Below are 23,411 nucleotides of genomic sequence, written 5' to 3' on the forward strand. Positions count from 1 at the left end.
TAACACACGCATCGTTAGTGTGTGATATCACACACCGAACAGGAGCACCAGATGGCGTCCAGGCTCTACCCAGCGATCCTCGAAAAGGCGGAAAAGAAGACCTTCGCGGTCTGGCTGCCGGATTTTCCGGACTGTGTCGCGGTCGGCCGCACGCAGGACGAGGCGGTGGAAAAGGTGCATGGCATCGTCGCCACCTTCGCCGAGACGCTGGCGGAACAGGACCGCGAGCTGCCGCCGCCCACTCCGATCGCGGACATCGCGCGGCCCAGGAACTTCCTCGCCTTCGTGATGGTGAACGTGGCGCCGCCGGACCCGTCCGAACGCGTCAACGTCTATCTGCCCAGGCGCCTGATCGCCCGGGCCGACGCGCGGGCCGCCGAGCTGGGCATGAGCCGGTCGAGCTTTTTCGGCTTCGCGCTCAGCGTCGTGCTCGGCGTCGCGCTGGGGCCGGGCATGCTGCACGCCGACGCGGCGCTTGCGCGCGCGCTGAAGAACGCCCTGGTGCCGGCGGCGAAGCCGAAGCGCTAAGCCGCCGCGGCCTTACGGATTTCGCCCAAGAACCAGTCGACGCCGCTGTCAGAGCCTTCGCGACGCACGGCGTAGACCGGGATGCGGTCCTGGAGGAAAGGCGTGGTGATCACCTGAAGGCCGAGACGTTTCGCCTGGCTCTTCGCCAGACGGAGCGGGCAGGTCGCGATCGCGTCGCTGGCCGATACGACGATCAGCGCGGTCAGCCAGCGCTGCACCGAGGCGGTAGACGCGATGTTATCGACCGGCGGCGCCCGGTTCTCGACGCCCTCCTCCAGTTGCGTGTCGGCGAAGACGTGGCCGGTCTTGAGCCAGGCCGGGTAGGAGATGCGGCCCTTGATCGCCGGATGGCCGCGGCGCGCGACGACGCAATAGCGGTCCTCGAACAGAAGCTCGGTGGCGAGGCCGTAGGCGACGGAGGGATAGCGGCCGATGGCGATATCCAGTTCGCCCCGGCGCACCGCATCGAGCGGCGAGCGGCGGCCATGGAACTGGACGGCGAACGAGGCCTTGGGCGCCCGCCGGCGGAACGCCGTCACGAGCTTTGCGCCCATCAGCGCCGTGACGAATTCCGGCGCCGCGACGGCAAAGCGGCGCGCGCTGTGCGCGGGATCGAAGCCGGCCTCGCGTCCCAGCGTCTCGCCGGCCAGATCGATCAGCGCGTCGATGCGCGGCGAAAGCTCGAGCGCGCGGCGCGTGGGCTCCAGCCCATGCGGGCGGCGGATGAAGAGCGGGTCGTCGAACAGGTCGCGCAGCCGGGAGAGCGCATGGCTGACCGCCGATTGGCTGAGGCCGAGCTCGCGGCCGACGGCGGTGGTGCGGCGCTGGCGCAGGAGGCCGCGGAAGACGAGCAGCAGGCCGCCGTCGATCCGCCGGATATTGTTGATGTCGATATCGGCCATGGGTGAATTCAACCGCGCAAGCGGACCGAAGTCGACGGAATTCCGCGGCTCAGGCGGGCTGGCGCGCGCCGAGCTTGCCGCCATCGAGCAGCTTGCCCTCGTGCAGGATCAGGGCGCGGTCCATCCGGCCGGCGAGTTCGAGATTGTGCGTCGCGACCAGGGCGGCGAGGCCCTCGGAGCGCACCAGATCGACCAGCGCCTGGAAGACGCCGACGGCGGTGCGGGTGTCGAGATTGCCGGTCGGCTCGTCGGCCAGGAGGATCTTCGGCCGGTTGGCGAGGGCGCGGGCGATGGCGACGCGCTGCTGCTCGCCGCCGGACAGCTGCGAGGGGCGGTGCGTCAGCCGCTCGCCGAGGCCGAGATAGGTGAGGATGTGCTCGGCGTCGCGCTCGGCCTGCGCGCGCGGCCGTCCCGCGATGCGCTGGGGCATGACGACGTTCTCCAGCGCGCTGAATTCCGGGAGCAGATGATGCGCCTGATAGACGAAGCCGATCGTGTCGCGGCGGATGCGAGTGCGCTCGGCGTCGGGCAATGTCGAGGCCGCGACGCCGCCGATATAGACCTCGCCGCTGCTGGGCGCCTCGAGCAGGCCGGCCATGTGCAGCAGGGACGATTTGCCGGCGCCGGAGGGCCCGACCAGCGCGACCAGCTCGCCCTGGCGGAGCGTGCAATTCACGTCGCGGAACACTTCGAGCGTGGCGGGACCCTGGGTGTAGGTCCGCGTGACGTTTTCCAGGCGCAGCGCCTCACTCATAGCGCAGCACCTCCACCGGATCGAGGCGCGCGGCGCGCCACGCGGGATAGAGCGTGGCGAGGAACGACAGCCCCAGCGCCAGCACCACGGCGGCCGCGACATCGCCGATTTCGATCCGGGCCGGCATCCGTTCGAGGAAATAGATCGTCGGATCGAACAGCGTCGTGCCGGTGATGTGCGACAGGAGCTGGCGGATGCTCTCGATGTTGGCACAGAACAGCGTGCCGACAGCAAGTCCGGTCGCGGTTCCTGCGATGCCGATGCTGGCGCCGGCGATGAAGAAGATGCGCGTGACCGCGCCACGCGTCGCCCCCATGGTGCGCAAGATGGCGATGTCGCCGGACTTGTCCTTCACCAGCATGATGAGGGTGGAGACGATGTTGAAGGCCGCGACCAGGGTGATGATCGCCAGGATCAGGAACATGACATTGGCCTCGACCTCCAGCGCCTGGAACAGGCTGGAGCTGATCGCCTGCCAGCTCAGCACGCGCGCGCTGGGACCCACGACGTCGCTCAAGGGCTTGAGCATGCGGTTCACGTCGTCGGGATTGGACACCATGACTTCCAGGCCGGTCACGCTGTCGCCCAGGTTGAAATAGAGCTGCGCCTCGTCCAGCGGCATGAAGACGAAGGTGGAATCGTATTCGCTCATGCCGATGTTGAAGGTGCCGGCCACCGTATAGGTCTTGATGCGCGGGGTGACGCCGAAGGGCGTGACGTTGCCGCGCGGCGCGATCAGGGTGATCGACCCACCCGGCCCGGTGCCGAGCTTGGCCGCGAGCCGCGCGCCGATGATCACGCTGTCGCCGCCCTTGAACAGGGCGAGCGCATCGGGCGACAGCGAATTGGAGACCGCCGTCAGGCTCCTGAGGTCGCCGGCGCGGATGCCGCGCACGACGACGCCGGGCGAGGTGCCGGCGCCGGAGGCCAGCGCCTGGCCGTCGACGATCGGCGCGACGTCGACCACGCCCGGAACGGCGCGCACCCGGGCGGCGATGGCGTCGAAATTCGCAAGGTTGCCGCCATAGCCCTGGACGATGGCATGGCCCTGCAGGCCCAGGATGCGCGCGAGCAGGTCGTGCCGAAAGCCGTTCATCACCGACATCACGATGATGAGCGCGGCGACCGCCAGCGCGATCCCGGCGAGGGACAGGATCGAAATGAACGAGATGAACCCGTCCTTGCGCCGCGGGCGCAGGTAGCGGAACGCCACCATCCATTCGAAAGCCGCGAAGGGGTGGCCGGCCGCGGGACGCACCGCCGCTGCGCTTGGTGCCACGGCAAACGGTGGCAATTCGGTCGCCGCAAGTGCGGTGCCGGCGGCACGCGCCGCGCGCGGATCGAGCTCTGCGGGATGATCGACCATCAGGCGGCAAGCTTCAGCTTGTAGCCGAGCGCGTTGACCACTTTGAGCACCGTCAGGAAACCCGGATTGCCGTCTTTGGACAACGCCTTGTAAAGACTTTCGCGGCCCAAGCCGGTCTTCCTGGCGATCTTCGCCATGCCTTTCGAGCGTGCCACGACACCCAGTCCGTGGGCGATCAGCGCGGGATCGCCGTCTTCGAAAATGGCATCGAGATAGTTCGCAACGTCCTCTTCGGTCTTGAGGTAGGCGGCGGAGTCATAGGGGCTGAGCTTCACTCTTGTCACTTTGGCCATGTCGCCTTCACCGCTTCCATGAGTTCAAACGCCGTCACGATGTCCCGTTCCTGCGTTTTCTTGTCACCGCCGGCCAGAAGCACGACGACTTCCTGCGCATGGCGAAAATAATAGGCACGATAGCCCGGACCGTGGTCGATCCGCATTTCGAACAGACCCTTGCCGAGCGCCTTCACGTCTCCCGGATTTCCCAAGGCCAACCGGTCGAGCCGCTTGTTGATCCTGGTTCGCGCGACACTGTCGCGCAAACCGCCCAGCCACCTGGAAAACGTGTCTGTTTGAAGCAGACGGAGCATTTGTATTCCGTAGGATACAACCGGTCAAGCCCGGCTTCGGTTGCAAATCGCCCCGATCCTTCTTACGAAACCCCGGTTAACAGAGCAATTCGCGAGAAATTCATGGCACAGCGCGCCCTCAGCGTGTCCCGGACGACCGGCAACCGGTCGACCTTCGCCCAATGGTACCAGGCCGTGGTGCGCGAGGCCGACATGGCGGAGCCGTCGCCGGTGCGCGGCGCCATGGTCATCAAGCCCTGGGGCTTCGGCACCTGGGAGGAGATGCAGCGCGATCTCGACCGCCGGATCAAGGAAACCGGACACGAGAACGCCTATTTCCCGCTGTTCATCCCGCTCTCCTTCATCGCCAAGGAGGCCGAGCATGTCGAAGGCTTCGCCAAGGAGATGGCGGTCGTCACCCATCACCGGCTCAAGAATATCGACGGCAAGCTGGTTCCCGATCCGGAGGCGAAGCTCGAAGAGCCCTATATCGTGCGGCCGACCTCGGAGACCATCATCGGCGATGCCTTCTCACGCTGGGTCAAGAGCCATCGCGACCTGCCCCTGCTGATCAATCAGTGGGCCAATGTGGTGCGCTGGGAGCTGCGCCCGCGCCTGTTCCTGCGCACGACCGAATTCCTCTGGCAGGAGGGCCATACCGCGCACGCCAACCAGGCGGAGGCGGTCGAGGAGACCATGCGGATGCTCGAAGTCTATCGCGCCTTCTCCGAGGAGACGCTGGCGGTGCCGGTGATCTCGGGCGAGAAGCCGGAGAACGAGCGCTTCCCGGGCGCGGTCGCGACCTATTCCATCGAGGCGATGATGCAGGACGGCAAAGCCCTGCAGGCCGGCACCTCGCACTATCTCGGCACGCATTTCGCCGAGGCGCAGAATATCCGCTTCCAGAACGACGCGGGCGAGCTTTCCTTCTGCCACACGACGAGCTGGGGGCTTTCGACCCGCATGGTCGGCGGGGTGATCATGACCCATGGCGACGACGACGGATTGCGCCTGCCGCCGGCGATCGCGCCGCGCCAGGTCGTGATCGTGCCGATGCTGCGCGACAAGCCGGAAGACGCCCAGGTGCTGGAATTCGCCGAAGGCCTGGCGACCGCGCTGAAGGCCGAGCGCGCCTTCGACGAGCGGCTGCGCGTTCTCGTGGACAAGCGGGCGACCAAGTCGGCCGACAAACGCTGGAACTGGGTGCGCCGCGGGGCGCCGGTCATCGTGGAGATCGGCGCGCGCGACGCGGCGAGCGGAACGGTGACGTTCATGCGCCGGGACGCCTTGCGGGACGGTGACAAGGTCAAAAGCCACGCCCTGCCGCGCGACGAATTCGTGGCGATGGTTCCGGTCCTGCTGGCCGAGATCCAGGCGACGCTCTTCAAGGAAGCCAAGGCGCGGCTGGACGCGAACATCAAGACCGACATCGGGACCTGGGACGAGCTTGCGGCCTATTTCGGCGCGGCCGGCGAGGACGACAATGACGAGTTCAAGGGCTGGGTACGGGCGCCGTGGTGCAAGGCGAGCGGCGCGGAGCTGGAGGCGATCGACGCCAAGCTGAAGACGCTGAAGCTCACCCTGCGCAACGCGCCGATGGATCAGCCGGCGACGTTCGGGCCGTGCATCTTCACGGGCAGGCCGGGCGTGGAAGAGGTGTTGATCGCGCGGGCGTACTAAACCCGATTGTCACGGCCCGCGAATGCGGGCCATCCAGTTGGGTTCGCGAGCAGGTTCGCGAGATCGCATCGCGCGCAAGTCCGAAGAGCGTACCGCTATCACCCGGGTGGCCCGCATTCGCGGGCCATGACAATGTTTTTTTGTTATTTGCCCACTGTTTCGCTACCGCCCCACCGGAACCATCGCAGCCATGGGCGTGCGGTCGGGCATGGCGTCGATCAGCGCTTCGATGTCCACCGGCGGCGCATGGTCGATGCCGCTGCCTCTCGCATGCGCGTTCAGCTCGGCGATGCTGAAGCCCATCTGCAGATCGTAGGTCCGGTCGGACTGGTTGCGCAGGCGCTGCTCGGCCTCGTACCAGCGCTGCTTCGCCTTGCCGTCGGTGCAGCTCTGGCGCTCGTCGCCGTCGGCGCCCCAGCGCAGCTCGACGCAGTGATAGGGATCGAAGGAGAGCGCGAAGAGGCGCTTGGCCATGTCGTCGAAGGTCATCGCCACCGGCCGTTTCGACGAGTTGAGATAGGTGATGGTGCAGGCCTGGCTCTGCTGCGCATAGGCGCGCCGCAGGTCGTCTTTGAGGAAATTGCCGTCATAGACGATGCGCGGGTCGCGCTTGACCCACAGGTCGATCATCTGGGCCATGTCCTTGTAGAACTGGACGAAGGCGGCCTTGATGCGCGCGTCGCGCGAGGGCGTGGAATAGGTCTCCCATTCCAGGTTCTCCGAGCCGTAGATGTTGTCCGGCAGGCGTTCGGGATGCGGCTTGACCGCGATGCCGTCCTTGAGGTCGAGGTCCACATACTGCGCGCGGTCGTTCAGGTCGTTGCACAAGGTCTTCATCGTCGCCTTGAGCTCATAGACCGGATTGAAATCCATGCGCCCGCCCGAAACCGCGACGCGGACATATTCATAAAATCCCAGTTCCTCGCCATTGTAGAGGAACCGCGCTTTCTTCACGTCCATCTTCGGGTTGGGCTCGGTGCCGGTATACTGGACGAGCGAGAAGTCGCCGATCTGGTCGTTCTCGGCATAGGCGAGACGGCCGCCGATCAGATGGCCGGCGGGATCGCGATGGGCGCCGACCAGCATGAACGGCCGCCAGTTCTTCAGCCCGCCGCCGAGCCGCACCGGGCTCTGGCCGAACTGCGCGCCATAGACGCTGCGGGTGATGGTGAAATCGGGGTGCGCGTCCATGTAGTAGATGCGGCCGTCGTCGTCGACCTTCCAGACGATGCCGACATGGCCGTTCACGTCGTAGACCACGGAACCGGGGTGGATCGAGCCGGGCTGCAAGGCCGGCGAATAGAAGTCCGACAGCACGCCGCGGCGCTCGGCGGCATCGGTCCGGTAGGTGCCGGAGAACACTGTGTCGATCATCTGGCGCAGGGCGGCGGGGCCGTCGATGCCCTGCCCGCGGTCGACGATGTCGTGACGTCCCGTGGCCCGGTTGGCGGCCTTGGTGTAGCGCAGGTCCCCGCCCTCCCCGCTGACGCCGTCGACATAGCCGAAGGGCAGGCCGTTCTTCCAGGCGTAGTAGCCGCGCAGGAGATAGGGAAGCTTGGCGCAGTCGACGTCGATGTCGATGAAGCGCTGGTCGGTCTTGCGGTAGGGATTGGCCTCGTCGCGCAGGCAGCTCTCCGAGGAGCTGCAATTGCTGGCGCCCAGGGCCGCCACGAACCTGCCGAATCCCGCCTCGTCCTCCGCCGTCCAATGGTCGCGGACGATGCGCCATTGGCCGGCCGCCTCGGCACCGCCGGCACCCAGCCACAGCACAATCATCGCAAGCAAAACCGCGCGCATAGCCCCTCGACCCTTATCCGCCACCACGCTCCCGGCGCAGCCCAGCCCTGTCAAGGCAACGCCGCAAACGGGGGCGAAGGTCCGCCCGCGGCGCGCTCAACCTCGGCATTCGCGGAAGTTGGTGTGGCTGACATTTTCTTGCGCAGATTTCTTGTCAGTTTGCGAGATATTTCGTGACAGGCAGCGCGAATTCCAGTATGAACCTGCACCACGACGAACAAAAAAGCGCTTTTTAGAGCGGCCAAGTTCGGGGAGCATAACCGCGAAGGCGGATGAAAGGCCGGGCGACCGGCCTTTCGCATTTTCAGAACATCCGGCAACGATGGACCCAGCGACTCTCTCGCTGGGGGCTTTGGGATGTTCGAACGGGTGTTCGCGCTGCATGCGCATGGCACGACGGCGCGCCGCGAACTTGTCGCTGGGGCAACGACCTTCCTGACCATGGCCTATATCATGTTCGTGAACCCGCAGATCCTGGCGCGGGCGGGCATGGATCCGGGCGCGGTGTTCATGGCGACCTGCGTCGCCTCCGCCGCCACGACGCTTCTGATGGGCCTCTACGCGAACCTGCCGGTGGCGCTGGCGCCGGGGATGGGGCTGAACGCCTATTTCGCCTTCACCGTCGTACCGGCGCTGGGCGGCGACTGGCGCCTGGCGCTTGGCTGCGTGTTCCTGTCGGGCATCCTGTTCGTGATCGTCTCGATCACGCCCGCGCGCGAATGGCTGATCAATGCGATCCCGCAAAACCTCAAGCTCGCCATCGCGGCGGGAATCGGATTCTTCCTGGCGCTCATCGGATTCGAGAACGCCGGAATCGCGGTGGCGAGCCCCGCGACGCTGCTCCAGCAGGGCGTGCTGACCGATCCCAAGGTGCTGATCGCGGCCGCCGCCTTCGTGCTGATGTTCGCGCTGGCGGCGGGACGGATCGTGGGCGCGGTGCTGATCGCCATCGTGGCGGCGACGCTGGCGGCGGTGCTGCTGCATCTGGAGCCGGTGCCGTCGATCCTGGCCCTGCCGCCGTCGCCGGCGCCGACCCTGTTTCAGATGACGTTCAGCGGCGTGTCGGGCGGCGCGATCGCGACCGCGGTGTTCGCCTTCCTGCTGATCGACATGCTGGACACGTCGGGCACGCTGGCGGCGGTGGCGCAGCAGGCGAGGCTGCTGGAGCCGGACGGGCGGCTGAAGAATGCGCGGCGGGCGCTGACCGCGGACGCCGTCGGCACCATGATCGGCGCCGCCCTCGGCACCTCGCCGGTCACGGCCTATATCGAGAGCGCGGCGGGGGTGCAGGCGGGCGGGCGCACCGGCCTGACCGCCGCGGTGGTGGCGGTGCTGTTCCTGCTGAGCCTGTTCTTCGCGCCGCTGGCGGGCGCGGTGCCCGCCTATGCGACGGCGCCGGCGCTGGTCTTCGTGGCCGCGCTGATGGCCAGGGGCCTGAAGGAGATCGACTGGGACGACATGACGGAAGCGGCCCCTGCCCTCGTCACCGCGCTCGCCATTCCCTTCACCTATTCGATCGCCGGCGGTATGGGAATCGGCTTCATCGCCTATGCGGCGATCAAGATCGTGTCGGGGCGCTGGCGCGACGTGAACGCGGCGGTGGCGATCATCGCCGTCGCGTTCGCGGCGAAAATCGCGCTGGCCGGCTGACTACAGGTCGAGCACCTTGAACGCGATCAGCAGGTAGAACACGACCCAGAGCACCGCCGCGATGCCGGTGGCCAGCAGAGCCTTGCGGCCGAGCATGGGGGTCAGCGGGGCGCCGGATTCGGGGTCGGTCTCGGCGCCGAGGCCGACCGGCAGGAGGCAGAACAGCGACAGGAACCAGAGGATCGCATACGTGGCGAACAGCACCACACCATGGATGAACGAGACGATGGTCACGCCTGTTCAAGCTCGACCAGCGTGCCGACGAAATCCTTCGGATGCAGGAAGAGGACCGGCTTGCCATGGGCGCCGATGCGCGGCTCGCCCGTGCCGGTGATGGTGGCACCTTCCGCCTTCATCTTGTCGCGCGCGGCGTAGATGTCCTCGACCTCGTAGCAGACATGGTGCATGCCGCCGTTCGGGTTCTTCTTGAGGAAGTTCGCGATCGGCGAGTTCTCGCCCAGGGGCTCGAGCAGCTCGATCTTGGTGTTGCCGAGATCGACGAAGACCGTGGTCACGCCGTGGTCGGGCTGCGCCACTTCCTCCGAGACCTTGCCGCCGAGGACGTCCCGGTAGATGGCGGCGGCTTTCTTGATGTCGCCGGTGGCGATGGCGACGTGGTTGAGGCGTCCGATCATGAGGCTTTCCAAGCTGATGACTTCGAAGCGCCAAACTATCATGCTAACGACGGCCGCAACAAATGCGACCGATTTACGGAGGGGCAAGTGGGCAAGCGCGTGACCGTGGCGGGACTGGAACCACCGCTCGTCGACTTCGCCAGGACCAGTCCGTCGCTCAATCCGCAGACGCTGGTCGCGGCGCTGAACGAACAGGTGATGGCACTGGCGGCCGCGGGCTATGAGGCGAGCGTCCTCTATCTCGACACCGGCGCAACGGCCGAGACAGTGCTGGCCGATGCGCTCGAAAAGCAGAAGCCGGATTGCGTCTGTATCGGCGCCGGCGTGCGCAACAACCCGGCCTTTCTGCTTCTGTTCGAGAAGCTGGTGAACGTGATCCACGCCAACGCACCGGGGGCGAAGCTGTGCTTCAACACCGGGCCGCACGACACGATGGACGCGATCCGGCGCTGGATCTGACGGCGGGCCGCTTGCCTATATCTGGACCACTTCCACCCGCGTCACCGGCTTCTTGCCCCAGGCGTTCTCGGCGGCCCGGCGGGCGGCGCGCCGGACGCTCTCTTTCAGGCTGTGGCCGTCGAGGTCGCGCTTGGGATTGTGGCGCTTGAGCGGCTCTTCCAGCGCGGCGCGGATCGCCTCGTGCACCGGCTCCGGGATGCCCTCAATGATGACGGCGGGATCGGCGGCGGGGCGGCCCTTGCCGTCCAGCACCAGGGTGATCGCGATCATGCCGGCGAAGGCGAGTGCCCGGCGGTGGCGGGAAAGACCCGCGCCCTCCCCGATCAGCACGCGCCCGTCCATGTAGACGCGGCCGGACGGCACTTCGTCGATCACCCCGGCGCGACCGGGGGCGAGGCGGATAAGCTGGCCGTTCTCCGGCACGATGGCCTGCGGCACCTGGAGCGAGAGCGCGAGGCGCGCATGCTCGGCCTGGTGGCGCGGCTCGCCATGGACCGGGATGGCGATCTGCGGCCGGGTCCAGCGGTACATCTCGGCCAGCTCGTCGCGGCAGGGATGGCCGGAGACGTGGACGAAATGGTCGTCGGCGGACAGGACCTCGACGCCCAGGAGCGAGAGCTTGTTGTGCAGCTCGTGTATGGCGATGTCGTTTCCGGGGATGACGCGGGACGAGAAGATCACGGCGTCGCCCTTGCCGAGGCTGACATTGGGATGGTTGCCCTCGGCGATGCGGGCCAGCGCGGCACGCGGCTCGCCCTGGCTGCCGGTGCAGAGATAGAGCACGCGGTTGGGGGGAAGCTGGGCGGCCTCGGCCTCGTCGATGATCGCGGGAAAGCCTTTCAGATAGCCGGTCTCGCGCGCGGCATCGGTGATCTTGTGCATGGCGCGGCCGACGAGGGCGACCTGGCGGCCATGGGCCTTGGCGGCGCGGGCGATGGTGTCGAGCCGGGCGACGTTCGAGGCGAAGGAGGTGACCGCGACACGGCCCTTCAGCGTGCCGATCAGGGTGGTCAGCGCCTCGCGCACCCGGGCCTCGGAGCCGGACTCGCCGGCGACCAGCGCGTTGGTGGAGTCGCAAACGGTGGCGAGCACGCCCTCGTCGCCCAGCGCCTTCAGCGCGGCGATGTCGGTGACTTCGCCGACCTGCGGCTCGGGATCGATCTTCCAGTCGCCGGTGTGGACGATGAGGCCGAGCGGCGTGCGGATGGCGAGCGCGTTGGGCTCAGGAATGGAATGGGTGATGGAGATGAACTCGATCGCGAAGGGGCCGAGCTCTATCTTGCCGGAGAGCGGCACGCGCCTGGGATGCACCTTTGCCGAAAGACCGGCCTCCTCCAGCTTGCCCTCGATCAGCACCGCGGTGAATGGCGTGGCGTAGATCGGACAGCGCAGCGTCGGCCACAGATGCGGGATGGCGCCGATGTGATCCTCATGCGCATGGGTGGCGACGATGGCGAGCACGTTCTCGCGCTGCTCGGCGAGGAAGCGGATGTCCGGCATGATGAGGTCGACGCCGGGCGTGGTGGTCTCGCGCCCGAACAAGACGCCGCAATCGACCACGATCCATTTGCGGTCGTCGGGCGGGCCATAACCATAGGCGTTGAAGTTCATGCCGATCTCGCCCGAGCCCCCCAGGGCCAAGAAGACGAGTTCGTCGTCGCGTTCGGGATGGTTCATGCGGGCGCGGGCTTCGCCTTGGCGCGTTCGGCGTTGCGCGCGTGAATCTGGATGAGGCCGCGGATGGTGAGGTCGGGATCGAGATGCTCGATCGCCGCGGTCTGGCGGTGGAACAGGTTGGCGAGGCCGCCCGTGCCGATGACGGTCATCGGCTTGCCGTACTCCTCCTTGATGCGCGCCACAATGCCTTCGATCAGGCTGACATAGCCCCAATAGAGCCCGGACTGCATGGCGGGCACGGTGTCCTTGCCGATCACGCTCTGGGTGCGCACCACCGCGACGCGCGGCAGCATGGCGGCCGCCCCATGCAGCGCCTCGGCCGACAGGTTGGCGCCCGGCGCGATGACGCCGCCTTCGTAGTCGCCGGCCTCCGACACCACGTCGAAGGTCGTGGCAGTGCCGAAATCGACCACGATCAGGGCGCCCTTGTAGCGCTCATGCGCCGCCACGGTGTTGACCAGGCGGTCGGCGCCGACGGCCTCGGGGTGGTCGACGTTTATCTTGATGCCGAGGTCGAGATCGGCGTCGCCGATCACCAGCGGCTCGCATTTGAGGTAGCGGCGGCAGAGCTGGCGCAGGTCGAACAGCGCCGAGGGCACCACGGTCGCGATGATCGCCGCGTCGATGTCGGCGAAGCTGATGCCCTGGAGCTGGAGCAGCGGCTGGAGCAGGACGGCATATTCGTCGGCGGTGCGGCGGGTTTCGGTCACGGCGCGCCATTCGGCGCGGATCTCCCCACCTTCGCTGACCGCGAAGACGATGTTGGTGTTGCCGGCGTCGATGGCGAGAAGCATGGGACGACCTTACGCGAAAAACACTTCGCCCGCAGCGATGTGGCGGACGGTTCCGGCGCTCTCCCGCAGGATCAGGGCGCCGGTGTTGTCGATGCCCTCGAATACCCCTGCGGTCTCGCCGATCGCCAGCCGGGCGCGGATGCGGGTGCCGAGGCCGGCGGCGCGGGCGAGCCAGGCATCGCGGATGGGCGCGAAACCCTCGGCCTGCCAGCGCCCGTACCATCGGGCGAAATGGGCGGCGAGGTGCAGCAGGGCGTCATCGGCCGTCGGGACAGCGGCGCCCTCCGCCTTGAGCGAGGTGGCGGGGAATTCCGTGCCGCCCGGATGCGACGCGAGGTTGATGCCGATGCCGATGGCGAGCCAGGCGGGAACCTCGCCCGCCGGACCGGAGGATTCGAGCAGGATGCCGGCGATCTTGGCGCCGCCCGCCAGAACGTCGTTCGGCCATTTGACGCGGACGTCCGAAACCTGCGCGAAGTCACGCAGTGCATCGCAGGCCGCTATCGCCGCGGCAAAGGAAAGCTGGGCGCAATCCTGGGCGGGCTTGCCGGGACGCAGCATCAGGGTGGCGGCGAGATTGCCGGTGGGGGATTCCCAGACGCGGCCGCGCCGTCCCCTGCCCGCGGTCTGGCGCGCCGCCGAAATCCAGATCGGGCCGGCCTCGCCGCGGCCGGCGAGGCGCTTGGCTTCCTCGTTCGTCGAGTCGATGACGTCGAACGTCTTCAATGCGTAGCCTTGCGGCCAGGACGTCACGGGAAAAGCGCGTGCGCCGCGCTGCCGGCAATGGCGATCGTGGGCGCCGGGACGACGACGAAGAACAGCGAGACGGCGCTGGTGCCCCACATGATCGCCTGCGTGCCGCCGCCGACGCCGCGGTCGAAGCCGCGCACCGGCTCGTCGAAATACATGATCTGGAGGATGCGCAGATAGTAGAACGCGCCCGCCACGCTGGCGACGATGTTGATGATGGCCGGCACGTAGAGATGGGCCTGGATCGCGGCGCCGAAGACGTAGAGCTTGGCGAAGATGCCGGCGAGCGGCGGCAGGCCGGCAAGGCTCAGCGTCAGCGCCGCCATGGCGAAGGCGAACCAGGGCTGGGTGCGCGACAGGCCGGCAAGCTGGCGGATGTCCTCCACCGGCTCGCCGTCGCGGCGCATGGCGGAGACGCAGGCGAACATGCCCAGATTGGTGAGCAGGTAATAGGCCAGATAGACCAGCATGCCCTGGATGCCGAGCTGCGTGCCGGCGGCGAGGCCGAGCAGTGCGTAACCGACATGGCCGATGGAGCTGTAGGCGAGCAGGCGCTTGATGTTGGTCTGGCCGATGGCGGCGACCGAGCCGAGCACGACGGACAGCACCGAGACCACCACGACGATCTGCTGCCACTGGTGGATCAGGCCCGGGAACGGCGCGACCACGGCGCGGATGAAGAGCGCGAAGGCGGCGACCTTGGCGGCGGTGACGAAGAAGGCGGTAACGGGAGTCGGCGAGCCCTCGTACACGTCCGGCGTCCACATATGGAACGGCACAGCGCCGACCTTGAAGGCGAGGCCCGCGACCAGGAAGACGAGACCGAAGATCAGGCCGAGATTGGCGCCGCCACCGGCGGTGGCCTTGGCGATGATCGCGAACTCGGTCGAGCCGGTGAAGCCGTAGATCAGCGAGATGCCGTAGAGCAGCATGCCGGACGACAGCGCACCAAGGACGAAATATTTAAGACCTGCTTCGGTCGAGCGCAGCGAATCCCGGTTGAAGGCGGCCAGCACGTAGAGCGCGAGGCTCTGCAGCTCCAGGCCCATATAGAGCGCGATGAAGCTGGAGGCCGAGACCATCAGCATCATGCCGAGCGTCGCCAGGAGCATCAGCACCGGCAATTCGAAGCGCCTTGTCTTTTCCAGGCCGAAGAATTCGTCCGCCATCAGGATGGAGAGCGCCGAGCCGGCGAGGATGAGGATCTTGCTGAACCGCGCGAAGCCGTCGACCACGAAGGCGCCGCCAAAGGCCGAGGCCGGCCGGGCGTGCGAAAACACCAGCCAGCCGGCGACGGCCAGGAGCGCGATCGCGAGCCAGGACACGATGCCGGCGGCGCGATCGCCCGCGGTGACGCCGCCGATCAGGAGCGCCATCGCGCCGATCGCGAGCAGAAGCTCCGGCAGGAGGACGAGAAGGTCGGCTTGCAGGGTCATGGGCGAAGTCCCCGCGCCGCGAGCTTGGGCGCATGGTCGATGGCGAGCGCGGTCTGGTGCTCGGCGATCAGGTTGGCGACGGACGCCGAGGTCACGTCGAACACGGGCTTGGGGTAGATGCCCATCGCGATGGTGAGGACGACCAGCGGCGCCAGGATGGCGATCTCGCGCAGCGAAAGATCCTGGATGGTCTTCAGCGCCGGCTTGACCAGCTCGCCGAACACGACGCGGCGGTAGAGATAGAGCGCATAGGCGGCCGAGAGGATCACGCCGGTGGCGGCGAAGATCGCGACCCAGGTGTTGGCCATGAAGGCGCCCAGCATGGTCATGAACTCGCCCACGAAGCCGCCGGTGCCCGGCAGGCCGATATTGGCGAGCGTGAACACCATGAAACAGGCCGCATAGATCGGCATGCGATTGACGAGACCGCCATAGGCCGCGATCTCGCGCGTGTGCATGCGGTCGTATATCACCCCGACGCAGAGGAAGAGCGCGCCCGAGACCACGCCGTGGCTCAGCATCTGGAAGATGCCGCCGTCCAGGCCCTGCTGGGTGAGCGTGAAAAGGCCCATGGTGACGAAACCCATATGGGCGATGGAGGAATAGGCGATGAGCTTTTTCATGTCCTCCTGCGCCAGCGCCACCAGCGAGGTGTAGATGATGGCGATGACGGAGAGCGCGAAGACCAGCGGCGTGAAGGTGACCGAGGCGCTGGCGAACATCGGCAGCGAGAAGCGCAGGAAGCCGTAGCCGCCCATCTTCAGGAGGATGCCGGCCAGGATGACGGAGCCGGCCGTCGGCGCCTCGACATGCGCGTCGGGCAGCCAGGTATGGACCGGCCACATCGGCATCTTGACCGCGAAGCTCGCGAAGAAGGCGAGCCAGAGGAAGGTCTGGAGCCTGGGATCGAAATGGTAATGCAGCAGCGTCGCGATGTCGGTGGTGCCGGCGGTATAGTACATCGCCAGGATCGCGAGCAGCATCAGGAGCGAGCCGAGCAGCGTGTAGAGGAAGAACTTGAAGCTGGCATAGACGCGGCGCTTGCCGCCCCACACGCCGATGATGATGAACATCGGGATCAGGCCGGCCTCGAAGAAGACGTAGAACAGCACCAGATCGAGCGAGGTGAAGACGCCGATCATCATGGTTTCGAGCGCGAGGAACGCGATCATGTATTCGGCGACGCGGTCCTCGATCGATTCCCAGCTCGCCAGGATGCAGAACGGCATCAGGCCGGCGGTCAGCACGACGAACAGCATCGAAATGCCGTCGACGCCCAGATGATAGCCGATGCCGGGCGCGAGCCAGGCCGCGGTCTCCTCGAACTGGAAGGCGGCAGTGTGGCCGTCGAACTTCGCCCAGATGACGAGCGAGACCGCGAACTCGACGATGGTCGTGATCAGGGCGATCCAGCGGGCGTTGCTGGCAATGGTCGCCGCCGAACCGCGCGCGAGCAGGATGATGGCGGCCGCGCCGATTAGGGGCAGGAAGGTGACGATGCTGAGAATGGGCCAGCCGCTCATGGGTGCGCTCCCGCGAGCATGAACCAGGTGGCAAGGGCGACCACGCCGATCAGCATCGCGAAGGCGTAGTGGTAAACATAGCCGGACTGGAGCCGCACCGCGCCGCGCGTCGCGTCGAGCACGCGGGCCGCAACGCCGTCGGGGCCGAGCCCGTCGATCACCGTGCCGTCGCCGCGCTTCCACAGGAAGCGGCCGAGCTTCAAGGCCGGCTGGACGAACAGGAAATCGTATAGCTCGTCGAAATACCACTTGTTGTAGAGGAAGAGGTAGAGAAGCCCGCGCTTCGCCGCCATCCGGCGCGGCAGGTCCGGGTGCAGGATGTAATAGTAGTAGGCGACGCCGAAGCCCAGCACCGTCAGCACGAAGGGCGCCAGCTCGACCCATTCGGGGAATTCCTCGACCTGCGGCTTCAGGCCGTCGCCGGCGATCGCGGCGAGCGTGCCGTGCCAGAAGCCGGCCGAGTCGTGGCCGATGAAGAAATGGTCGAAGGCGATGCCGGCGAACACCGCGCCCAGCGCGAGCACGCCGAGCGGGATCAGCATCACATAGGGCGACTCATGGACCTCGGACAGCGCCGGCGCGTGATGGTGATCGTCATCCGCGTCATCGGTATGGCTGTGGTCGTCGGAATGCGAGAGTTGGACGTGGTCCTGCCCGCGATAGCGGCCGTGGAAGGTCATCAGGAACTGGCGCCAGGAATAGAACGAGGTCATGCCGGCGGCGACCAGGGTGAGGATGAAGGCATAGGCCGCCATGCCGTGCTGCGAGAGATAGGCCGCGTCGATAATCGAGTCCTTGGAGTAGAAGCCGGCGAATCCGACATGGACGTTCGGGATGCCGACGCCGGTCAGCGCCAGATTGCCGATCAGCATCATCGCCCAGGTGAAGGGGATCGCCTTGGCGAGGCCGCCCATCTTCCGCATGTCCTGCTCGTGATGCATCGCGTGGATCACCGAACCGGCGGAAAGGAACAGCAGCGCCTTGAAGAAAGCGTGCGTGAAGAGATGGAACATCGCCGCGCCATAGGCGCTGACGCCGGCGGCGACGAACATATAGCCGAGCTGCGAGCAGGTCGAATAGGCGATGACGCGCTTGATGTCGTTCTGGAAGAGGCCGACCGAGGCGGCGAAGAACGCCGTGGTGGCGCCGATGAAGGTGACGAATTCAAGCGCCCGGGGGCTGAGCTCGAACAGGGGCGAGCAGCGGCAGACCAGGAACACGCCGGCCGTCACCATGGTGGCGGCATGGATCAGGGCGGAGACCGGCGTGGGGCCTTCCATCGCGTCCGGCAGCCAGGTGTGCAGGCCGAGCTGGGCGGACTTGCCCATCGCGCCGACGAACAGCAGCAGGCAGAGCGTGGTCAGGACGTCGACGTCCCAGCTTCCGAAATGGAAGGTGTGGCCGACCTGGGCCGGCGCGGCGGCGAACACCGCGTCGAAATCCAGCGTCTTGAAGATGTAGAAGATGCCGAAGATGCCGAGCGCGAAGCCGAAATCGCCGACACGGTTGACGACGAAGGCCTTGATCGCCGCGGCATTGGCCTCCGGCTTCTTGTACCAGAAGCCGATCAAGAGATAGGAGGCGACGCCGACGCCCTCCCAGCCGAAGAACATCTGGACGAAATTGTTCGCTGTCACCAGCATCAGCATGGCGAAGGTGAAGAACGACAGATAGGCGAAGAAGCGCGGGCGGCTATCGTCGTCGGCCATGTAGCCGATGGAATAAAGATGGACGAGCGAGGAGACGCCGGTGACGACCACGAGCATCACGCCGGTCAGCGCGTCGACCCGGATCGCCCAGTCGACCTTGAGGTCGCCGGAATAGATCCAGGGCACGATCTGGATGATGTGCGAATGGCCGAGCATCGTGGTGTCGTAGAAGGCGACGATCGACAGCGCGGCGGAGATGAAGAGCGCGCCGGTGGTCACGATCTCCGAGGCGCGCGCGCCGATCACGCGGCCGAACAGGCCCGCTATGGCGGAGGCGATGATGGGAAGGAAGACGATCGCGGCGTACATCTCAGCCCTTCATCAGGTTGACGTCTTCCACGGCGATCGTGCCGCGGTTGCGGAAATAGACGACGAGGATGGCGAGCCCGATGGCGGATTCCGCGGCCGCCACCGTCAGGATGAAGAGCGCGAAGACCTGCCCCACCAGATCGTGCAGGAAGGACGAGAACGCCACGAAGTTGATGTTGACGCTGAGCAGGATCAGCTCGATCGACATCAGGATGACGATGACGTTCTTGCGGTTCAGGAAGATGCCGAACACGCCGATGGTGAAGAGCACCGCCGCGACGAAGAGATATTGTCCAAGACCGATGGCCATGTTCAGGCTCCCTGCCCCGGCTTGACGTCGACGACCGTCATCGCCTCGCCCACCACGCGCGCGTTCTGCTTGCCGATGTTCTGGCGGCGCACACCGGGCCGGTGGCGCAGCGTCAGCACGATGGCGCCGATCATGGCGACCAGCAGCACGAGCCCGGCGATCTGGAAGTAGTAGACATAGTCCGTATAGAGGATGCGCCCGATCGCTTCGGTGTTGGTGAGCGTCGTGGGCGTCGGATGCGCCAGCGCCGATGGCGACGCGGCCCCGAGATTCCACTTCGTCGCCACGAAGAAGACGAGCTCAAACAGGAGCAGCAGGCCGACGCCCGCGCCGACCAGGATGTATTGCTGCACGCCGCTTTTCAGCTCCGCGAAATCGACGTCGAGCATCATCACCACGAACAGGAAAAGCACGGCGACCGCGCCGACATAGACGATGATGAGTATCATCGCCAGGAACTCGGCGCCGAGCAGCACGAAGAGGCCCGCGGCGTTGAAGAAGGCGAGGATCAGGAAGAACACCGAATGCACGGGATTGCGCGCCACGATCACCATGAACGCGGCCGCGAGCATGATCGCGGAGAAGACGTAGAAGGCGATGGCCTGCAGCAGCATCTATGCCTCCCTCCGGCCGGCGCGCCAAGGCGTGCCGGAGACGGTTTCACGCGGAGACGCGGAGGCGCGGAGGATCGAGTTCCACTCCGCGACTCCGCGGCTCCGCGTGAAACCGTTTGCGCGCTCACGCGCGCGAGGGATGAGGTTCTCGGTCATCTGTACGGCGCGTCGAGTTCGAGGTTGCGCGCGATCTCGCGCTCCCAGCGGTCGCCGTTCGCGAGCAGCCGCTCCTTGTTGTAGTAGAGCTCCTCGCGCGTTTCGGTCGCGAACTCGAAGTTCGGGCCTTCCACGATGGCGTCCACCGGGCAGGCTTCCTGGCAGAGGCCGCAATAGATGCACTTCACCATGTCGATGTCGTAGCGCGTGGTGCGGCGGGAACCGTCGTCGCGCGGCTCTGCCTCGATGGTGATGGCCTGGGCCGGGCAGATCGCCTCGCACAGCTTGCACGCGATACAGCGTTCCTCGCCGTTGGGATAGCGGCGCAGTGCGTGCTCGCCGCGGAAGCGGGGACTGAGCGGGCCCTTCTCGAAGGGATAGTTGATCGTCGTCTTGGACGCGAAGAAGTATCGCATCGCGAGGAAGAAGCTCGTGATGAACTCCCAGAAGAAGAGCTGGCGGGCGGTGCGGTCGAGTGTAGCCATGGCGGCCTCACGCATGGTGGTGGAAGACGAGCACATAGCCCGCCGTGACCACCACCCAGATCAGCGACGTCGGCAGGAAGACCTTCCAGCCGAGCCGCATCAGTTGATCGTAGCGATAGCGCGGCACTATGGCCTTCACCATCGAGAAGAGGAAGAAGAAGAACAGCATCTTCAGCGCGAGCCAGATCACGCCCGGCACGAACGTGAACGGCACGACGTTCAGCGGCGGCAGCCAGCCGCCGAAGAACAAGACCGAGCACAGCGCACACATCAGAAGGACGCTGATGTACTCGCCGAGGAAGAACAGCAGGAACGGCGTCGCCGAATATTCGACGAAGAAGCCGGCGACCAGTTCGGACTCGGCCTCCACCAGGTCGAAGGGCGGGCGATTGGTCTCGGCCAGCGCCGAGACGAAGAAGATCGGCAGCATGGGGAAAAGGATCGAGAACACATTCCAGCCGGCGAAGGCGAAGACGCTGGAGGTCTCCTGGGCGCGCACGATGGCGGAGAGGTTCAGCGAGCCGGCGAACAAGAGCACGGTGATGATCACAAAGCCGATCGAGACCTCGTAGGACACCATCTGGGCCGCGGCGCGCAGCGCGGAGAGGAAGGGGTATTTCGAGTTCGAGGCCCAGCCCGCCATGATGATGCCGTAGACGCCGAGCGAGGACATGGCGAAGAGATAGAGGACGCCGACATTGATGTCGGCGGCGACCCAGCCGTCGTCCAGCGGCACCACGGCCCAGCCGGCGAAGGCGAGCGTCGCCGTGACGAGCGGCGCCAGGATGAAGATCACCTTGTTGGCGCCGGCGGGAATGATGACTTCCTTGAGCAGGAATTTGAAGGCGTCGGCGAAGGTCTGCAGCACGCCGAAGGGGCCGACCACGTTCGGGCCGCGGCGGAGCTGCACCGCCGCCCAGATCTTGCGATCGAGCAGGATGACGACGGCGACCATCAGTAGCATGAGGAATTCGAGCACGCCGAGAACCAGGACCTGGCTCAAGGTCCAGGCCCAGCCGTAAGGAAGCCCCAGCGCGTTGAAGTAGTGCGTCAGCAGCATCGCCCTACTCCGCCGCCATCTGGGTGGCACCGGTGACGAATTCGCGGCTGCACTCGGCCATGGTGGCGCTGGCGCGCGCGATCGGGTTCGTCAGATAGTAATCCGCCATCGTGCTGCCGAGCGGCAGCGACGGGTCGAGCGGCAGGTCGGCGCCAACCGTCGTCCAGTCGGTCGCGCCGGCGCCGCCATGCGGCACCAACTCGTGATGATCGGCGAAATGTGGCGCGTCGGCGACCATCGCGGCGCGCAGCGCCTCAAGCGTGTCGTAGGGCAGCTTCTTGGCCAGCACGTCGGACAGCGCGCGGACGATCGCCCAATCTTCCTTCGCCTCGCCGGGCGGGAAGACGGCGCGGTGGCCGGGCTGCACCCGGCCCTCGAAATTGAGGTACAGGCCTTCCTTCTCGGTATAGGCGGCGCCGGGCAGGATGACGTCGGCATTGTGGGCGCCGGCATCGCCATGGCTGCCCTGATAGACGACGAAGGCGCGGCCGAGATGGGCGACGTCGCACTCGTCGGCGCCCAGCAGATATATGAAGTCGATCTCGCCCTTCTGCGCGCCGTCGACGATGCCGGCGACGTCACGCCCGCCCTCGCCGGGCACGAAGCCGAGATCGAGCGCGGCGACGCGGCTGGCGGCGGTGTGCAGCACGTTGAAGCCGTTCCAGCCGCTTTCGGCCACGCCGCCGGCGGGGCCGATCATGCCGGTGTCGGCGGCGATCTTCGCGGCAAGCTTCAGGATCGCCGCGCCGTCGGCGCGCGCCACGGCACTTGCGCCGAGGATGAGCATGGGCCGCTTGGCGTCGCGCAGGACCTGCGCAAAGGCGTGGCCGCCATTGGCGATCTGTTCGAGCACGTCGACGCCGGCGCCGAGATCGGCGACCGGATAGGTCTGGTTCATCGTCACGCCGATGCCCGCGATCTTGACGTTGCCGTTCGACCAGGCTTTGCGGATACGCGCGTTCAGCACCGGGGCTTCCCAGCGCGGATTGGCGCCGACCAGGAGGATCGCATCGGCCGCTTCGACGCCGGCGATGGTCGTGTTGAAGAGATAGGACTGGCGGGCACCGCCGAGCTTGGCGCCGTCCTGGCGGCAGTCGATGTTCTTGACGCCGAGCACGGACATGAGGTCCTTCAGCGCCTTGATCTCCTCCGCCGCGGCGAGATCGCCAACGATGGCGGCCATCTTCTCGGGCGTGGTCCGCGCCACGCGCGCGGCGATGGCAGCGAAGGCCTCGCCCCAGGTGGCGGGCTGGAGCTTGCCGGACTTGCGGACATAAGGCCGATCGAGGCGCTGGCGCACCAGGCCGTCGCAGGCGTGGCGCGCCTTGTCGGATATCCACTCCTCGTTCACGTCCTCGTTCAGGCGCGGCAGCACGCGCATGACCTGCGGCCCGCGCGCGTCGACGACAATGTTGCAGCCCTGCGCGTCCATCACGTCGACGGAGTCGGTGTGGCGCAGCTCCCAGGGGCGCGCGGTGAACGTGTAAGGCTTGGAGGTCAGCGCGCCGACCGGGCAGAGATCGACGACATTGCCGGAGAGCTCCGACGCAAAGGCCTTTTCGAGATAGGTCGTGATCTCCATGTCCTCTCCGCGGCCGGTGGCGCCGAGGTCGGGAACGCCGGCGACTTCGGTGGCGAAGCGGACGCAGCGGGTGCACTGGATGCAGCGTGTCATCACCGTCTTGACCAGCGGGCCCATATATTTGTCTTCGACGGCGCGCTTGTTCTCGTGGAAGCGGTTGAAGGCGGCGCGGCCATAGCCCATCGCCTGATCCTGCAGGTCGCATTCGCCGCCCTGGTCGCAGATCGGGCAATCGAGCGGATGGTTGATCAAGAGAAATTCCATCACGCCTTCGCGGGCGCGGCGCGCGATGTCGGAATTGGTGTTGATTTTGGCCGGCGTGCCGTCGCGGTTCGGCATGATGTCCTTGATCTGGAGCGCGCAGGAAGCCTGCGGCTTGGGCGCGCCGACCCATTCGACCAGGCACATGCGGCAATTGCCGGCGACGGAGAGCCGCTCGTGATAGCAGAAGCGCGGAATCTCGGCGCCGGTCTGCTCGCAGACCTGCAGCAGCGTGGCGTTGTCGTCAGCCTCGATTTCCTTGCCGTCGATGATCAATTTACGCGACGCCATCACACCGTCCCCGTGTCATGGCCCGCCACAGCGGGCCATCCAGGTGAAGTCCCGCCCAGTCCTGCGACGACGCGCAAGATGTCAACTGGATGGCCCGCATTCGCGGGCCATGACC

Annotated in this window: 23 protein-coding genes; 4 read left to right on the forward strand and 19 right to left on the reverse strand. The window is 66.5% G+C overall.

Annotation, left to right across the window (positions count from 1 at the left end):
• The first annotated feature begins 51 nt into the window (after nt 1-51).
• A complete protein-coding gene (locus WDN01_08160) occupies nt 52-528 on the forward strand; it encodes a type II toxin-antitoxin system HicB family antitoxin (GenBank protein MEJ0025986.1) in 477 nt (158 codons plus the stop codon).
• Here WDN01_08160 and WDN01_08165 read toward each other — a convergent pair.
• From WDN01_08165 to WDN01_08185, 5 genes are read right to left on the reverse strand one after another with little or no spacing between them, the layout of a single operon-like run.
• Nucleotides 525-1,430: a LysR substrate-binding domain-containing protein gene (locus WDN01_08165; GenBank protein ID MEJ0025987.1), complete on the reverse strand. Its 906-nt coding sequence runs from the start codon at nt 1,428-1,430 to the stop codon at nt 525-527. The genes WDN01_08160 and WDN01_08165 overlap by 4 nt on opposite strands.
• 49 nt (nt 1,431-1,479) lie before the next feature.
• The gene (locus WDN01_08170; GenBank protein ID MEJ0025988.1) at nt 1,480-2,184 is read right to left on the reverse strand and encodes an ABC transporter ATP-binding protein; all 705 of its coding nucleotides are present in this window, start codon (nt 2,182-2,184) and stop codon (nt 1,480-1,482) included.
• On the reverse strand, nt 2,177-3,550 hold the full coding sequence (locus tag WDN01_08175; GenBank protein ID MEJ0025989.1) for a lipoprotein-releasing ABC transporter permease subunit: 1,374 nt from the start codon (nt 3,548-3,550) through the stop codon (nt 2,177-2,179). The genes WDN01_08170 and WDN01_08175 overlap by 8 nt, the downstream gene beginning before the upstream one ends.
• Nucleotides 3,550-3,843, reverse strand: a complete 294-nt coding sequence (locus WDN01_08180; protein MEJ0025990.1) for an addiction module antidote protein — start codon at nt 3,841-3,843, stop codon at nt 3,550-3,552. The genes WDN01_08175 and WDN01_08180 overlap by 1 nt, the downstream gene beginning before the upstream one ends.
• Nucleotides 3,831-4,139 carry a type II toxin-antitoxin system RelE/ParE family toxin gene (locus WDN01_08185; GenBank protein ID MEJ0025991.1) on the reverse strand — a complete coding sequence of 103 codons (309 nt, stop codon included), beginning with the start codon at nt 4,137-4,139 and terminating at the stop codon, nt 3,831-3,833. Before WDN01_08185 ends, WDN01_08180 begins: the two co-directional genes overlap by 13 nt.
• A gap of 102 nt (nt 4,140-4,241) precedes the next feature.
• On the opposite strand from WDN01_08185, the gene WDN01_08190 reads away from it, so the two are divergent.
• On the forward strand, nt 4,242-5,798 hold the full coding sequence (locus WDN01_08190; protein ID MEJ0025992.1) for an aminoacyl--tRNA ligase-related protein: 1,557 nt from the start codon (nt 4,242-4,244) through the stop codon (nt 5,796-5,798).
• A 162-nt stretch (nt 5,799-5,960) separates the two neighbouring features.
• Here WDN01_08190 and WDN01_08195 read toward each other — a convergent pair whose 3' ends face one another.
• The gene (locus tag WDN01_08195) at nt 5,961-7,595 is read right to left on the reverse strand and encodes a hypothetical protein (GenBank protein ID MEJ0025993.1); all 1,635 of its coding nucleotides are present in this window, start codon (nt 7,593-7,595) and stop codon (nt 5,961-5,963) included.
• 357 nt (nt 7,596-7,952) lie between these two features.
• Here WDN01_08195 and WDN01_08200 point away from each other — a divergent pair, with 357 nt between their 5' ends.
• Nucleotides 7,953-9,245: an NCS2 family permease gene (locus tag WDN01_08200; protein ID MEJ0025994.1), complete on the forward strand. Its 1,293-nt coding sequence runs from the start codon at nt 7,953-7,955 to the stop codon at nt 9,243-9,245.
• On the opposite strand, the gene WDN01_08205 is transcribed toward WDN01_08200, so the two are convergent.
• Both WDN01_08205 and mce read right to left on the reverse strand, forming a co-directional pair.
• The gene (locus WDN01_08205; protein MEJ0025995.1) at nt 9,246-9,479 is read right to left on the reverse strand and encodes a DUF1467 family protein; all 234 of its coding nucleotides are present in this window, start codon (nt 9,477-9,479) and stop codon (nt 9,246-9,248) included.
• A complete protein-coding gene (gene mce / locus WDN01_08210; GenBank protein ID MEJ0025996.1) occupies nt 9,476-9,880 on the reverse strand; it encodes a methylmalonyl-CoA epimerase in 405 nt (134 codons plus the stop codon). The genes WDN01_08205 and mce overlap by 4 nt, the downstream gene beginning before the upstream one ends.
• Nucleotides 9,881-9,967: 87 nt before the next feature.
• On the opposite strand from mce, the gene WDN01_08215 reads away from it, so the two are divergent.
• Nucleotides 9,968-10,339, forward strand: a complete 372-nt coding sequence (locus WDN01_08215) for a hypothetical protein (GenBank protein MEJ0025997.1) — start codon at nt 9,968-9,970, stop codon at nt 10,337-10,339.
• Between the two features lie 15 nt (nt 10,340-10,354).
• Here WDN01_08215 and WDN01_08220 read toward each other — a convergent pair whose 3' ends face one another.
• The 11 genes from WDN01_08220 to nuoG form a co-directional block, all read right to left on the reverse strand.
• Entirely contained in the window at nt 10,355-12,016 is a 1,662-nt protein-coding gene (locus WDN01_08220; GenBank protein MEJ0025998.1) for a ribonuclease J, read from the reverse strand.
• Complete coding sequence (locus WDN01_08225; GenBank protein MEJ0025999.1) at nt 12,013-12,810, reverse strand: type III pantothenate kinase; 798 nt, start codon at nt 12,808-12,810, stop codon at nt 12,013-12,015. The genes WDN01_08220 and WDN01_08225 overlap by 4 nt, the downstream gene beginning before the upstream one ends.
• A gap of 9 nt (nt 12,811-12,819) precedes the next feature.
• Nucleotides 12,820-13,563, reverse strand: coding sequence for a biotin--[acetyl-CoA-carboxylase] ligase (locus tag WDN01_08230; GenBank protein ID MEJ0026000.1), 744 nt, complete (start codon nt 13,561-13,563; stop codon nt 12,820-12,822).
• Nucleotides 13,560-14,996: an NADH-quinone oxidoreductase subunit NuoN gene (gene nuoN, locus WDN01_08235; GenBank protein ID MEJ0026001.1), complete on the reverse strand. Its 1,437-nt coding sequence runs from the start codon at nt 14,994-14,996 to the stop codon at nt 13,560-13,562. Before nuoN ends, WDN01_08230 begins: the two co-directional genes overlap by 4 nt.
• On the reverse strand, nt 14,993-16,519 hold the full coding sequence (locus WDN01_08240; GenBank protein MEJ0026002.1) for an NADH-quinone oxidoreductase subunit M: 1,527 nt from the start codon (nt 16,517-16,519) through the stop codon (nt 14,993-14,995). The genes nuoN and WDN01_08240 overlap by 4 nt, the downstream gene beginning before the upstream one ends.
• The gene (gene nuoL, locus WDN01_08245; protein MEJ0026003.1) at nt 16,516-18,537 is read right to left on the reverse strand and encodes an NADH-quinone oxidoreductase subunit L; all 2,022 of its coding nucleotides are present in this window, start codon (nt 18,535-18,537) and stop codon (nt 16,516-16,518) included. The genes WDN01_08240 and nuoL overlap by 4 nt, the downstream gene beginning before the upstream one ends.
• A 1-nt stretch (nt 18,538) precedes the next feature.
• Nucleotides 18,539-18,847 carry an NADH-quinone oxidoreductase subunit NuoK gene (nuoK, locus tag WDN01_08250; GenBank protein MEJ0026004.1) on the reverse strand — a complete coding sequence of 103 codons (309 nt, stop codon included), beginning with the start codon at nt 18,845-18,847 and terminating at the stop codon, nt 18,539-18,541.
• A gap of 2 nt (nt 18,848-18,849) precedes the next feature.
• Nucleotides 18,850-19,461: an NADH-quinone oxidoreductase subunit J gene (locus WDN01_08255; protein ID MEJ0026005.1), complete on the reverse strand. Its 612-nt coding sequence runs from the start codon at nt 19,459-19,461 to the stop codon at nt 18,850-18,852.
• A 152-nt stretch (nt 19,462-19,613) separates the two neighbouring features.
• Nucleotides 19,614-20,102, reverse strand: coding sequence for an NADH-quinone oxidoreductase subunit NuoI (nuoI, locus tag WDN01_08260; protein MEJ0026006.1), 489 nt, complete (start codon nt 20,100-20,102; stop codon nt 19,614-19,616).
• A 7-nt stretch (nt 20,103-20,109) separates the two neighbouring features.
• Nucleotides 20,110-21,162, reverse strand: a complete 1,053-nt coding sequence (nuoH, locus tag WDN01_08265; GenBank protein MEJ0026007.1) for an NADH-quinone oxidoreductase subunit NuoH — start codon at nt 21,160-21,162, stop codon at nt 20,110-20,112.
• Between the two features lie 4 nt (nt 21,163-21,166).
• Entirely contained in the window at nt 21,167-23,296 is a 2,130-nt protein-coding gene (gene nuoG / locus WDN01_08270) for an NADH-quinone oxidoreductase subunit NuoG (protein MEJ0026008.1), read from the reverse strand.
• Nucleotides 23,297-23,411: the final 115 nt, after the last annotated feature.

Origin of the sequence: Rhizomicrobium sp. (assembly GCA_037200985.1) — a bacterium.
GTDB lineage: Bacteria > Pseudomonadota > Alphaproteobacteria > Micropepsales > Micropepsaceae > Rhizomicrobium.